General features: G+C 36.7%; 12 protein-coding genes. 4 read left to right on the forward strand and 8 right to left on the reverse strand.

The annotated features are described in order from the left end of the window. Nucleotides 1-325: 325 nt before the first annotated feature. From B0X80_RS10605 to B0X80_RS10620, 4 genes are all read right to left on the reverse strand, one after another. Entirely contained in the window at nucleotides 326-2,017 is a 1,692-nt protein-coding gene (locus B0X80_RS10605; protein WP_217697144.1) for an arylsulfatase, read from the reverse strand. Nucleotides 2,018-2,359: 342 nt separating this feature from the next. Next, nucleotides 2,360-3,754, reverse strand: coding sequence for an amino acid permease (locus B0X80_RS10610; RefSeq protein ID WP_077340150.1), 1,395 nt, complete (start codon nucleotides 3,752-3,754; stop codon nucleotides 2,360-2,362). An 88-nt stretch (nucleotides 3,755-3,842) separates the two neighbouring features. Then, entirely contained in the window at nucleotides 3,843-4,679 is an 837-nt protein-coding gene (locus B0X80_RS10615) for a PDR/VanB family oxidoreductase (RefSeq protein WP_245825435.1), read from the reverse strand. A 243-nt stretch (nucleotides 4,680-4,922) separates the two neighbouring features. Beyond that, on the reverse strand, nucleotides 4,923-6,047 hold the full coding sequence (locus tag B0X80_RS10620; RefSeq protein WP_077340154.1) for an aromatic ring-hydroxylating oxygenase subunit alpha: 1,125 nt from the start codon (nucleotides 6,045-6,047) through the stop codon (nucleotides 4,923-4,925). Nucleotides 6,048-6,753: 706 nt separating this feature from the next. On the opposite strand from B0X80_RS10620, the gene B0X80_RS20445 reads away from it, so the two are divergent. After that, the gene (locus B0X80_RS20445) at nucleotides 6,754-6,915 is read left to right on the forward strand and encodes a hypothetical protein (protein WP_175623925.1); all 162 of its coding nucleotides are present in this window, start codon (nucleotides 6,754-6,756) and stop codon (nucleotides 6,913-6,915) included. Nucleotides 6,916-7,159: 244 nt separating this feature from the next. On the opposite strand, the gene B0X80_RS10625 is transcribed toward B0X80_RS20445, so the two are convergent. Then, the gene (locus B0X80_RS10625) at nucleotides 7,160-9,400 is read right to left on the reverse strand and encodes a TonB-dependent receptor (protein ID WP_077340156.1); all 2,241 of its coding nucleotides are present in this window, start codon (nucleotides 9,398-9,400) and stop codon (nucleotides 7,160-7,162) included. A 659-nt stretch (nucleotides 9,401-10,059) separates the two neighbouring features. On the opposite strand from B0X80_RS10625, the gene B0X80_RS10630 reads away from it, so the two are divergent. Then, nucleotides 10,060-10,611, forward strand: coding sequence for a TetR/AcrR family transcriptional regulator (locus B0X80_RS10630; RefSeq protein WP_077340158.1), 552 nt, complete (start codon nucleotides 10,060-10,062; stop codon nucleotides 10,609-10,611). 223 nt (nucleotides 10,612-10,834) lie between these two features. Here the strand turns inward: B0X80_RS10630 and B0X80_RS10635 are convergent, their stop codons facing one another. From B0X80_RS10635 to B0X80_RS10645, 3 genes are all read right to left on the reverse strand, one after another. Then, nucleotides 10,835-11,164, reverse strand: coding sequence for a DMT family transporter (locus tag B0X80_RS10635; protein WP_077340160.1), 330 nt, complete (start codon nucleotides 11,162-11,164; stop codon nucleotides 10,835-10,837). Nucleotides 11,165-11,515: 351 nt separating this feature from the next. Then, entirely contained in the window at nucleotides 11,516-11,950 is a 435-nt protein-coding gene (locus B0X80_RS10640; RefSeq protein ID WP_175623926.1) for an EVE domain-containing protein, read from the reverse strand. A gap of 1 nt (nucleotide 11,951) precedes the next feature. Then, nucleotides 11,952-12,329, reverse strand: coding sequence for a VOC family protein (locus tag B0X80_RS10645; protein ID WP_077340164.1), 378 nt, complete (start codon nucleotides 12,327-12,329; stop codon nucleotides 11,952-11,954). A 59-nt stretch (nucleotides 12,330-12,388) separates the two neighbouring features. Between B0X80_RS10645 and B0X80_RS10650 the strand changes: the two genes are divergently transcribed. Both B0X80_RS10650 and B0X80_RS10655 read left to right on the forward strand, forming a co-directional pair. Next, nucleotides 12,389-12,823, forward strand: coding sequence for a MarR family winged helix-turn-helix transcriptional regulator (locus B0X80_RS10650; RefSeq protein ID WP_077340166.1), 435 nt, complete (start codon nucleotides 12,389-12,391; stop codon nucleotides 12,821-12,823). 280 nt (nucleotides 12,824-13,103) lie between these two features. Continuing rightward, complete coding sequence (locus tag B0X80_RS10655) at nucleotides 13,104-13,823, forward strand: hypothetical protein (RefSeq protein ID WP_077340168.1); 720 nt, start codon at nucleotides 13,104-13,106, stop codon at nucleotides 13,821-13,823. Nucleotides 13,824-13,916: the final 93 nt, after the last annotated feature.

Genomic DNA, 13,916 nt, shown 5'->3' on the forward strand with positions numbered 1-13,916 from the left:
TAGCACAGGTTGCAAAAACCTCTTCTGTTGCTGGATTAATAACACTCAATAAATTTGATGATGTTACTGATTGACCATTAATAGTCATATTAAAATTTAGCATTGAATTCCCCTTTATCGTTAACAAGGAGAGCAATTAAAGCTCTCCTACTGAACATTTAAAAATACCACTCTAAAACTAAACAACCACAGTCTAAAGACAGAGGATTAAACCATTTCTGCAGACGCATTAATTGCTTTCCTAACACGCTCTAGGGCAAAAGGTATGGTTATACAAAATTAACTCTTACGTATAACCGTCTATGCTGCCTTTAGTTGTAACTTGTTAATCAATCGGTTCAATAACACCATTTTCTTTCACATAGGTACCCCAAAGCTCAAGCATTTCTGCCAATTTTTTAGGATGTTTATCTGCTAGATCCATCATTTCTGTTGGATCATCTGCTAAGTTAAATAACTGCCATTTCTTCACTTTTACTAAAGGCTCTGCGGCAGCTATTGGTGAATAATAAATTTTCCAATCACCTGAGCGTAACGCTCTGTAATCATAGAGTTCCCAACCAGTGTAATTCAGTTTTCGATCAATACTTTTATTACCGTTTATTAGCATGGGTACTAAGGAATCTCCTTGCATTGCTACAACTTTTCTACCTTTGTAGTTACCTGCACCTGGATGTTTAATATTGGCTAATTCCAATAAGGTTGGCATCACGTCTTTTACGCTGACAAAACTTTTATTATTCGTTTGAGCATTAAACTTCTTCGGATAATGAAAAAATGCTGGTGTCCGTAAACCGCCTTCAGATGTATAACCTTTAAACATACGTAATGGTGCGCTACTTGCTCTTGCCCAGTTAGGACCTAGCCATGTATACGAGTCAGCATTACCAAGGTTATCAAATTCATTATTACAGCATTTCTCTAACCACTCGGGCATCCATGGAAAATATGCCGAAATATCATTACCTTCTGGGCCGTTATCTGACATAAAAACAATAACTGTATTATCGTATTGCTTACTTTCTTTTAAATAGGTCACAACCTTACCAATATACTGATCAAGATCATCTACCATAGCCGCATAGATTTCCATCGTTCTTGCTTGACGACGTTGCTCTTCAGGGTCTAACTCTCTCCAAGGTTTCTCACCAAGTAGCTGTGGATAAACGGGAACGTCTTTACTGATAAACCCCAAAGCTTGTAGGTTTTTAATGCGTTGCTCAGTTAAAACATCATAACCTTGATCATATTTACCGCGATATTTTTCAATTGAGGCACGTGGTGCTTGCAACGGCCAGTGAGGCGCTGTGTAGGCTAAATAAGCAAAGAAAGGCTTGCCAGTATCACGTTCATTATCAATATAATTAATCATGGTCTCGGTATAAAATTTAGTGCTGTAAAAATCTTTTGGCAATTTTTCTATTTTCGTTTTGCCTTCACGATAATTTGCTTCACCGTCACCAAATAAGCGCAATTTATTATTAAACGCCCCCGCACCAGCATCCATTAGAGCATAGGATTTTTCAAATCCACGAGCAGTAGGACCATTACTCTCTTCTTGACCTAAATGCCACTTTCCTGTCATGTAAGTACGATAACCGGCATCCTTAAATAATTCAGGTAACGCAGCTACACTAAAATTCAAATAGCCTTCATAACCCGGCTTACCTTCAAATTCAGGCGGAAAACCTTCTTCCATTACGCCCATACCAGCAATATGATTATCTGTACCCGACAACAACATCGCACGCGTTGGAGAGCAAGTTGGGGCTGTATAAAAATGAGTTAAGACAACTCCTTGTTTTGCCAAAGAATCTAGATTAGGTGTGGAGATTTCACTACCGAAAAAACCAAGATCATTAAAACCTAAATCATCTGCAACTATTAGCAATACATTAGGCTGTTTTGGTTCTTGATGTGCATAGGCGTTATTCATAAGGGCTAAGTAAAAGCCACTCATTGCTATTGTTATGGTTACAATTAAATCAGTACATCTATTTAGCCATCTAATTCGCATTATTTTCCCCTTTATTTACTATTAACATTCTGTAGTTATTATTTAAATTTTTTTTCAAACATCCGCACAACACTTACACAAAACATATATTAATCATCGTATTACAATGTAATCTAGTACTATTACAATGATAAAAATACTAATAGAACCCAGCATGTTCAGAGTTTGTTACTAAAACTATCAACACAGCAGAAAGAACAACTATTTTGTATGGTGTTAGTACTTCTATTTTTTAATTTATTCGTATCTGTTGTTATGTTTCATTTTCTCAATTAATTTTCAAATTAAACTAAATGCCTATAAGTGTTTTTTTGTATTGCAAGATCCAATTTATTTAATGCGTTAATCATGTGAAACCGATGAGCTCGTAGTTGGAACTGAAACTGGCTTAAAGAATTCTTCCTTCATGTGAAACTTAACCCAGAGCGCACCTATTACAGTTATTAAAAGCAATAATGTTCCAGTAATACTATAAACTTGTAATGACATTTCAGGAGTAGGTGAGCAATTTATGGCTATATAAGCAAAACCTACAATCCCTAAAACCTGAGGCAATGGGTAAAATGGTGTTTTGAAAGGACGCGATATTTCTGGTTTTCTACAACGTAAAACGATTACATTAATGTGAGCGATGATGTATGCAATAAACCAAGATACAGAAGCGGCTATTAATAGGAGCATGATACTGTCAATTTCACTCTGCATGAATGCCAGAGGTACTGAAATTGATAGGCTTAAGAATAAAATTCCCACCCAAGGGGCGCCATATTTATTTAATTTTTTAAACTGAGGAAACACCTGACGGTTTTTCGCCATGCCATAAAGCATATGAGGTATTGACGCCATTACAGCATTTACGCTACTTGCGCATGCTGTAATGGCAATAGCTGCAATCAGTGCACTACTTCCTTCTCCGAATACTGTTTTAGCTAATAATGCATGCGGAGCTGTAGATTCTAGTATTTGCTGAGCAGGTAATACGTGTAAAGCGCTGTACCCTAATATTAAATAGAGTACAAAAATGAATGATAATCCAATCAGCATTGATTTAGGTATATCACGATTAGGTTTTTCAGCTTCTTCAACTAAAGGGCATACAAATTCAGCACCTACCATGCACCAAATAGATAGAGCAATCACAGAGAAGACTCCTAGCCCCATAGGATTGAAATTAGAAAAGTCAGTAATATTTAATGAGCCTTCTACAGGTGTTGTAGTTGTTAATGCAGAATATGCAAGAAATGAAATTGCAAGTATCATTACGATTACGATCAAACTCTGTAATCTAGCGAACATATCTATTCCGAAGCAGTTCATAATCGCAAAGGTGGCTAAAGTCATGTAGCCCAAAAATAGCGGTGAGAAAGCTCCTGGGTATAATTCATTCATTAGAGTATCTAACAGAAAGATCTCCGCTCCAATTCCTAGCATTGGAGGAATGACATATGCCGAGAAAACAGCAACTATAGCGGGAAGGTTTCCTATTGCAGCTTCAGTGTAAGTAGCGAGCCCCCCAGCTCTGGGGAACATTAGAGCGAGTTCTGAGAAACTCATAACATATGTTAACGCTAGGAGATAAGCGCAGCCTAGAGCAATAATAAATCCTGACTCGCTTATCGCTGCAGTTTGTAATAATGGTACAAACCCGGATTGCGCTATAATCAGTCCTATTGCCACTGAGAATAACGAGAAAAAACCCAGTTTAGATGACACTTTTGTTGTTTTACCCATGCTCATTAATACACCTTTATTATTGTTTTTTATAGGGAATATATTTACTAGACAGCTAAAATATTATTATTTACTTACTCAGTATCACTGGCTTTTACATATCAATAATTAACTCCCCTCCTTTTTCAGTTCTCGAAACACATGCACACATCATGTCACCATCTTCTATTTCTTCTTTTGTAAGAAATGAATCTCTATGATCAATATCGCCGGAAATAACTGGAATTAAACAAGTGCCACATACACCTTCACAACATGATGTTGGTATATCAATGCCTAGTTTTTCTAATGCATTAATTAGGGTTTCATCTTCGGCTACTTCACAAGTGGTGTCTGTACTGGCTAATCTCACACGAAATGGATAATTAACTTGATCGTTTATTTTTTTTGCTTGAAAAGCTTCTAAGTGAATTTGTCTTTCTGGAATATACTGACTCCCCAGCTCAACTACCGTATCCATAAAAGAGCTAGGTCCACAGGTATACACATTAGTGCCTGAATCAACTCCCTTCAATATAGCTTCTAAAGGTGAGTGAATTTCACCTCTATTAGCAACCAAATGGAGAAAAAAGTAATCTTTAAAGGGGGGCTGTGACAGTAGTTCAACAAATGCAGCTTGAGCTTTTGATCTGGTAAAATAATGAAGCTGATAAGGTTTTTTTTCCATCACACACTGGTATGCCATACTTAATAACGGAGTTATTCCTATACCTGCCCCGATAAGAATATGGTGGTCAGCATCATTAGATAACTTAAAATGACAACGAGCATCACTAATCTTGATGAAATCACCTACCTCTACATTCTCATGCATTGATTTGGATCCACCTCTAGATGCATCTTCTTTTTTAATTGCAATAGATAAAAACTCATTAGTTTGTGGATCACCACACAGTGAATACTGGCGAATTTCCCCCGAAGGTGTTTCCACATCGATATGAGAACCAGCCTCATAAGAAGCAAATTTTTCACCATTTACATTTTTAAATTCAAATGTTCGAATTAGATCTGTTTCATCGATTATTCGATTTACGATAACGTTTTTCATAGTAAACTCTTAAATTCAAATCTTCGGACTAGTTCTGTTTCACAACTATCCAATTGACGGTAATACATTTCATAATAAACTCTTAAATACTAATGCGAGATGTGGATGTCTCTCGTACGTACTTATTTATTCAGCCTCTAATACTGCAAGGATTTTACGATGAAAATGGTGTACGGCATGTTCACTCAAATAGCTGCGCTGTGGGTTTACAACAAATCGTCCATCCTTAAAACCTTTGGACTTAAGTCCACGCTGAACGTTTTCAACAAGTCCAATATCTTCTTCAGTTAGAACATTTACCACCCAGTCAATTTCAGCACGCGTTTCTTCCGTTATCTCAGCTGAAGGCATATAAAACTCAAAAATATCGAGGCATGTTTCAGTATCAATAGGTATAGCGATAAACAACATGAGTTCATTATCACGACCAGGGAAAAAGTTTATAGTCATGTTTGGCCATAATTGAGCTCCTGCAAAACTTTCATTTACCGTTTGCTCAGCTTCATTTGAATTCGGATCGGGAAACCCTGGACCTTGATGCCAAGACCAGTTGTCATATGGCGTAGTGCTATAACCCTCCATATCAACAAGTTCACAAAATCTTTTATGTGTAGATTTGCAGTGATAACACTCTAAGTAGTTATCCATCATGCACTTCCAATTAGCTTTAACTTCTCGAGTGGCACGGTGAGCTAGAACAAGTTCTTCTGGATGTGGTACATAAGAGAGAATTTTCTCTTTTAAACCATCAACTTGCCCTGCGAGTGGTTCAGCGTCGTTATCTAAGTTTACAAACACCAACCCACAGAATTCTTCAACTCTCACTGATGTAAGACAAACTGAAGAAGTAGAAAAATTGGCCAGCTCGTTCAAACCAGGTCCCGATCTTAGTTGGCCATTCAGCCCGTAAGACCAACTATGTGCAGGACAAGTAATAGCAAGTGCACGTCCCTCTCCTTCTAGAAGCGTATGTGCACGATGTTGGCATACATTGTAATAAGCGCTAATTGAATTCGCATTTTCCTTAATAATGATGATGCTTTGATCGTGTACATCAACAGTGATGTAGTCTCCACGTTTTGAAAGTTTGCTAATGTGGCCAGCATATACCCATGACTTGAAGAAAATTTTCTCGATCTCTGCATCGAAAACGCTTTGAGTGGTGTAGTACTCCTTTGGAAGACAGTAGCTATTATTCGGGTCCTCTGTAACTCGATGCACAGGGAGTTCGCTTTGCTGCTTTAAATTCATATAAATCACTCTTCTATTTTGTTAATAAGTTCAGTCGACGCCCAGATAGAATTTATAAACGATATTTTCAAGTTAACATTCATAGTGAGATTATCTTGATTTACATCAAAGATTATTTTCTTCATACGAATATACTGTACCGTCTGGACGGTTTACATTATATACAGAATAAACTGACTATGTAAACTACTTTCGCTTTGGCACTCCTAGATGCCTAAAACTAATCTCAATCAGTATCTATCGATAATTTTTTTCAAAGACAAAAGTGATTCAATAAGCTAATCAGCTACCTTTTCAGATAAAGATTTGATGCATTAGTTTTTTAAAAGGCATGGTAAAACGGTGTAATTAATTTCACAAAAAACATAGCTATCATGCCAGGAATAACATTTATAGATGCTCTGCGGGTGAAAGTTATTATTGCTTATTCATCATACAGGTCGGATTTATAACAAACATGAACACAGGAAAATGTTTAAAGATATCTTCTAGGATTACCCTGAGTGTGATGTACCTGATTACTTATGGATTGTAGTGCTGTTTATAGGTATTAATCTAAAAAGGAGCTTTAATAAAGTTACTAAGCTACTCAATACAAAACCAAGTATGGCGTGACAATTTTTTGATGGTAATATCGTCAAAATCCACCACCAAGTACAGTGCCGCATTAAAATGTATTTAGCGCTAGATCACTATAACTTATACAATGTTGAATATTACAAGTGGTAAATCTATTCATGACCAAATAAAAAAAGAACAGCGACACCAAGAAAAAAATGCCAAGGAAAGTAATGCTAATATCGATTTGCATTTAATTGGAGGCGCTTTTACAGAAGGAAACATTATTGATACACATGCATCATGGTAAATTGCAATACATCAACGGTTTACTTTAAACAGTTGTTTAATATAGCTACCAATAAATACGAGGAGTATGTATTCAAGTATAAATACTGTTCATCAATGGAATATGAAGCGCTAACAGCGTAAAAATAAATGTGGTCGTTTTATTGGGGAAGATTACATATTAAACTGCTCATGCTTGCTTATATCAAACATGAGCAGTAAATAAAGTATCATCGCCCTATACTAAAAATAGAGCATTGTTAGCACTACCAATTATATGAAGCAGTAATGCCGACCCAACGAGGTGATTCATACTGACGTACAACAAATCCGCCAACATCTAAGCTATAAACTGCATTTTCAGCATTAGTTATATTTTTAATCCATAAACGAACACCCCAATCTCCTTCCTTAGCGTTATAATTAATACTGGCATTTGCTCGACCATAAGCTTCTTGTAAAGAAGAAGCAGAGTTGTGCCCTTCTATATACTGTTTATCATTATAAACACCATCAAGTTGGACTGAGAACTCTCCCTCTAATGCTTCCCAGTAGTAACGAAATAGGTAGTTGGCACTGTATCTAGGAGCATTTGGAAACTCTGCTCCTTCTACAATACTACCGGGTATTGCACCTAAAACTTCATCAACTTCCGAATCAATAACAGAAAGACCAAGTAAAATATCCCAGTTATCCGTTGGTGTTAGTGTCAATTCAATTTCCCCACCAATACTTGTTGCGTCAGAATTAGAAATTTGAGGTACAAAGCTTACTAATGAAAAAGTCTGGTAGTCTTCATAATCATAATAAAAGGCGGTTGCATTTAAACGAGCATCATCATCCCAAAATGACGTTTTAATGCCAAGTTCATACGAATGTAAAGTTTCAGCCTTATGCTTGAAATTTTCAATTTTAACATTAGAGTTAGGTGACCAGTTACCTCCTTTAATCCCGCGGTTATAAGACAAAAAGACCAATGTATCATCTAACTGCCAATTTAACTGTAAACGCGCAGCATAATCACCGTAATCAATTTCAGGAACACCTGCATACTCTCCTACTGCTTCATTATCTAAATCAAAAAGAACAGTACCATCTGGTAGATTTAAAGCGCCCGCTCGAGCACGGTTAACAAACTCAAAATCCTTATCGTCTTCAGACCAGCGATATCCTGCAATAACAGTAAGCGAGTCATTTAAATCATATTCAGCTTGACCAAAAATAGACCAATTGGTTGAATTTAATTTGCTAGCACCTTCAAAATAAGCACCTGCTGGCCCACCATTACCATTAGTAACTGCATTACTGTCTGTAGCACTTTGTGCTTCTAAGTCTATCTTCAGAAAATACATACCTAATTGCCAACGAAAATCATCATTCGTATCCGATAACCTTAACTCTTGTGATACTTGTTGATATTGAGCATCAGTATAAAAGGCAAAGGGAACAACACCACCACCTGAATCTTCTCTGTTTGACTTATCCATATCTAACCAATTAGTGATAGATGACAGCTCTAAGTCATTAGAAAATATAGTATCAATTGTTGCAGTGACACTAGTCATTTCTCGATCTAACCCCGTATCAATTCCAGCAACCGATTTATCTGAACCAGCGTGCTTAAAAACATCACCAGTAAGCGGGTTACTTGCATCAATTTCACCACCTAGGCCATTTTCATCTAAGCCAGTTAAATAAACGACATAAGCCCCCACTGGAACATCGTTATCTTTTGAGTACGAAGCCGTTAGCGATATGGTGGTATCATTAGTGGCATCAATTTGTAAATTGCCTCTTAAAGAATAAGCATCAGCTCCCATAGAATCACTAACCGCGTTAATTTCTGGACTATTTGGTCCCAATGTACCAGCAGGAATAGAGCCTGCTTGTAAATATCCATCTGATGTTTCCCAGCGGCCCGCTATACGCCCCCTAACAGAATCACTCAATGCTCCACCAACTGCACCGTCAACACTGTAGCTACCAAACTCGGATATTTCAGTACTCATATAACCATTAAAGTCTTCATCACTAGCTTTTTTAGTAACAAAATGAATTAAGCCACCAGTAGCATTTCGCCCAAACAAAGTACCTTGAGGGCCACGTAAAACTTCTGTGCGCTCTAAGTCATACATTTGCCCACCAATAGCATTCATACTGCCAACATATACATCATCAAAGTATGCAGCTACTGGCGCTTCTAAGTTATCAGTAAAATTATTTTGTGATATACCACGTAAATTAAAAACGGTGAAGGCCGGACTAAAACTTTGTATTTGTAAGCCAGGAATTTGTTGAGTAATTTCTTGTGTACTATCTAACCCCAACGCATCCATCTGGTCACCAGAAAGTGCCGTAACTGAAACACCTACTGCCTGTATGCTTTGCGAGCGTTTTTGCGCAGTAACTTCAATCACTTCAAGTGCAGTGGCTTGCGCTAAACCTGAATATAAAATGCTTGAGATTGATAAACAAAGTAATGTTTTTTTAGTAAAATTAATTTTCATGTTACTCCCCGATTATTATCATAAATAAAACTTTGCCGATATTAATATTTGTTTTATGTTCGACTAGTTTCAGTTAAATATTTATAAACTTCAGACTCAAAATATAAATTCAGTCAACGCCCAGATGGAATTTACAAACGGCCTTTAAAAATTAACATTCACAATTAGATTTTATTGATCTACATCAAAAACAGTTTTTTTATATAAGCTACTATACCGTCTGGACGGTTTATATTATTAACAGAATAAACTTACCATGTAAATTACTTTCGCTTGTGCACACCTAGATTCTTATGTCTAGACTCTATCTGAGTTTGTCAAAAATAATTCAATACTCTATTTACCTTTTGTTTTTAAAGAACAAGTTTATTGTTTGTTTTATAGACGGGGTTTATAAAAATAATAAAGATTTTCTAACTAAATCAACTCGCTTTATAGCTTTAGTAGTCTAAGATAAAAGTGCTAAAAAACTGTAATTGAGAAACTATTTCGTATAGTATTTAGGGCTGCTGAAAGAGAGGGATCCTAAGTAATTGGGTTTATATAGAGTATTTATATCAATGCTGCTCCTTTACTTACCTTGCTACAATTTAACTAACCATTAGGCTTGTTACTAAAGTTCCCTGTAACACACAAGCCAACACAAAGAGAATTTAAACTTGTCTAAGACTAGTACTTACGTATCTATTATCAAAGCTGCTGAAAACGTCATTAAAGAGAAAGGATTGGCTAAACTAACACTCCAGCTTGTTGCTGAAACAGCGGGGATTAGTAAAGGAGGACTGCTTTACCACTTTCCAAGTAAAAATGCCCTCATTGAAGGGATGTTGGAATACTCTCTAACTACATTTGAAAAATTTATTGAGCAATATACAAAAGATGATATCGAGCCGGGCTCTTGGGCACGCGGATTCATTTTGGGGACTTTTTCTGCTTCTGGCTCGCTTACAGAAGAAGTGACTAGCGCGGCAGCTTTAGTTGCAAGTTCAGGCTTAAACCCATCTCTAATGAAACCTTATATCGAAATGCAAAAAAAATGGTTACCAGCACTTCTACTTGACGGTTTAGATAAACAAACAGCGCTCATCATACGAATGGGAGTAGATGGCCTATGGTTAAACGAAGCTTTAGGTGTACAAGCGCTTGGTAAAGAAGAGCGACAGTCTTATATTGACTACCTAATTACTTTGACTAGGGTTTCACAGCCGTAAATTAGTCCATTTCTTGTAAGCTCTATATCGTTATCGTTAATTAACGATAACGATATGCTCCGCACTCAAAAACCTCTATATGTGTTTGCCGTAAACCTTTTTTATGACTCACCGATATCGCGAAGTAGATGATATTGCAAATTGCCAGACACATTAGCGCTCGCTAAACAACTAAAAAACACTTTGTCTATTAATAGAGATAGTGCTCATATATGTTATATTTTTAATGACTCACTGTTTTTGAAAATATATTAATAACGATAACACCAGAAAAAATTAAAAGCATACCTATAATTGCTGGAAAATCAGGTACTTGTTTATATAATACTGCACTTATTGAAGCAATTAAGACAATTCCCATACCAGCCCAAATGGCATAAGCAATACCTACAGGAATAGTTTTAAGAACTAAAGATAAGAAATAGAAGGTAGCTGCATAACCAATTACACAAATAGTGCTTGAGATTGGATGAGCAAAACCATCAGACGCTTTAAGTGCCAACGTCGCTATAACTTCAGAGACAATTGCTATCGCTAAATACCAGTACCCCATACTCAACCCTTTAAAAATATAGCTCCCAAATAATGGGCAAATGATAATATTGGCTAAAATAAGTGATATAGGGGTAAAAAACAACTGTTATTTGTTCTAGTTAATTGCTTGTATTACTGGGTATAAATTGAAGATTCTTTGTTTTTTGGCGCTAGAGACTATTGATATTTACAAAGCTTTTCAAATTATTGTTTTATCGCTGTAGGTTATTATTAACAAAGATAATTTGAAAGAAATTTTAAACTCCTGTATCCCTAATTCAAATCCGGATCGAAGCATCATTTATTATCATTCTTTAATTTAAGAAAATAACTTCATAAATAATGCAGTCCAACAGATTCTAAATCAGCCTTACAACGATACCGACACTCCCATTCTAGCGGCTATTTTTCTAAAGTCTGCTTCAATTAATTTTCGCTTTGCGCCACGCATAACAATCCCCCAACTTCCACCCCGCCCTTTTGTTAATTCCAGCTCTTCAAGCAGCGGTCTAATAGAAGCAGGAGTTACATTAAGTAGATAATCAACGTTAACACGGTGTGGATGAAATCCCATTGATTGATCTACTTGATACGGTTTGTCTGAAGTTATTTGACCAATTGTTGTAAACGCCTGTACAGGATCACCACCGTCAATCTTTTCTCGTGGTGAATAATAAACAATCCAATCACCTTTATTAAGACCACTCACCGCAGATTTTTTGCCATGCCCAAGCTGTGCAAAGCCATTATCACGGCCTGCCAGCGCATGTTGTGCGCAAGCAACTCCCATCCAATAATTAGTCATTTTAAATCGTATTATCCATTGCCGTATGAACTGTGATTGTGTAACCAAATGGATCGCGGAATGCAAAATATCGCCCAAATGGACCATCTTTGGGAGAAAAAACAATTTCTACCTGATCAGCAATAAGCTCAACATGCAGAGCATCAGCATCATCACAAGAAAACCAAAGTGCAACACCAGCACCAAGAAAATCTTTCGCGTCTGAGAGATCAGACAAAGGTTTACGAACGGCAAAGGGCACCGGTTTACTGTCAAATACCACAGCTCCTGGAGGTCCCTGAATAATATTCAGACCAAGCTTGCCATGATAGAAGTCTTTTGCGGCTTCCAGATCGTCTGCCTGAATACCAACAAAGTCTATACCTGTGAGATACGCCATACTTTTCTCCAAATGTAAGTTATAATATCAGCTACCTGATACATTATAAGGAACCTGATATGATTAAGCAATACAGTCTTGACAGGTCTTTGGGTTATAACCTAAAAAGAACCCAACACCGATTACGCCGTCGAATGGACGAAACACTGAAAGCTTGTGGCCTGTCTACGGCACAAAATGCAGTACTTTCTGCGCTAATGGCTCAACCAGACATGACAAATGCAGATCTCGCAAACGCAGCATTTATCACTCCTCAGTCAATGCAATCAGTTTTAGCAGGTTTGGAAAAAGCTGGATATGTTGTCAGAAGGCAAGATGAACAACACGGACGCCGCCAACTCGCCCGATTAACGCCAAGTGGTGAAGCTTTAGCATTGCAAGGTAGACAAACAATTGTAGATATAGAAACTGCTCTTACTAAAGCCACTGCCCCACTTTCAGAAGATGAAGCGTTAGCTCTACTTTATCGACTCCAAGAAGCACTGGATGATTAGCACATAAATCGAAGGTACATTAAACACCTAGTCAAAAATAATTTATACCAAATTGAACCCTGTAATCAGTAGGTCGCCAACTCGGTTTAACCACTAGCAGTCGGCATCAGGCATTCCGAAAGGAAGAAACGAAACCTTAACAATAATGTTAAGGTTTTTTTCGTCTAGAATTTCTGAATATACTCATTACAAATAAATATAATGGCAAGCAGACAATTTGAGATACTCATTCTTTGATATACCTTTACCGTCTCAAACAAAAATATAAGCAAGGTAAACCATGCAACAACACTTACAAACATTGATCAACTTATTGCAAAAGAACGACCTTAAAGCCTTGCTTCAACATTATGTAGATTCGAGTGAAACCGAGAACACGACACAATTAGCTTTTATGTTTCAACAAGGGGAAATAAAACACGCTAATTTTGATTATTATCAGCAATTGGCGACAGGCTTTATTGAAACCAAAGGTTTATCGAATTCGCTTATTACCAAAATAAAAACAAGCAGCACGTTAAACTTTTTCACGCCAGCGTTACAAATAAGCGATAACTTTAAAAAAACAGATCAGCAACAGCGTAATGTTCTGCATTACTTATTTACGAACAATAAAGTGCTCTCTACTCGCAGTCAGCCGCCCTTTAATTATTTACGCTCTATGATGTTGTTTGGTAGTAATAACGCTTTACGTGATGGGTTGTGCCAACGTGATAAGCAAAACCTAACTCCTATTGAAGCTTATTTATTTACCAATAAAAATTTAACACCGTTAGCCACTCACGAACTTACCGCTTTATTGGCTTTAATAGAAATTGAAGGTAAGCAACAAGCCGTAGATCAAACCAACTACTCTCTTTTCATACCGACTATAGGTGATATTTTTCAAGAGCAGGCGTTAGTCGTTACTCATGAATTACAACGTATTGTTTTAATTGCCACTTATTATGCTGTATCTACTTCGCAGGTTTTTAATGATATTAACTCAATAAAAAAATAGCCTGAAATTGATTATCGATTCAGTATTATCTACATCATATTTATTTAGTTTTATTTAAAAATCAATCGCTACGATAAAAGCAGGTTATTAATA

This window comes from Pseudocolwellia agarivorans (assembly GCF_002000085.1).
GTDB classification, from domain to species: Bacteria; Pseudomonadota; Gammaproteobacteria; order Enterobacterales; family Alteromonadaceae; genus Pseudocolwellia; species Pseudocolwellia agarivorans.

Bases quoted from the DNA above. Each gene is read 5' to 3' on its own strand.
- B0X80_RS10620 (WP_077340154.1), bottom strand. From the start codon at position 6,047: ATGAATTTAAAGCAGCAAAGCGAACTCCCTGTGCATCGAGTTACAGAG.
- B0X80_RS10605 (WP_217697144.1), bottom strand. From the start codon at position 2,017: ATGCGAATTAGATGGCTAAATAGATGTACTGATTTAATTGTAACCATA.
- B0X80_RS20445 (WP_175623925.1), top strand. From the start codon at position 6,754: ATGTTGAATATTACAAGTGGTAAATCTATTCATGACCAAATAAAAAAA.
- B0X80_RS10655 (WP_077340168.1), top strand. From the start codon at position 13,104: ATGCAACAACACTTACAAACATTGATCAACTTATTGCAAAAGAACGAC.
- B0X80_RS10650 (WP_077340166.1), top strand. From the start codon at position 12,389: ATGATTAAGCAATACAGTCTTGACAGGTCTTTGGGTTATAACCTAAAA.
- B0X80_RS10610 (WP_077340150.1), bottom strand. From the start codon at position 3,754: ATGAGCATGGGTAAAACAACAAAAGTGTCATCTAAACTGGGTTTTTTC.
- B0X80_RS10635 (WP_077340160.1), bottom strand. From the start codon at position 11,164: ATGGGGTACTGGTATTTAGCGATAGCAATTGTCTCTGAAGTTATAGCG.
- B0X80_RS10625 (WP_077340156.1), bottom strand. From the start codon at position 9,400: ATGAAAATTAATTTTACTAAAAAAACATTACTTTGTTTATCAATCTCA.
- B0X80_RS10645 (WP_077340164.1), bottom strand. From the start codon at position 12,329: ATGGCGTATCTCACAGGTATAGACTTTGTTGGTATTCAGGCAGACGAT.
- B0X80_RS10640 (WP_175623926.1), bottom strand. From the start codon at position 11,950: ATGACTAATTATTGGATGGGAGTTGCTTGCGCACAACATGCGCTGGCA.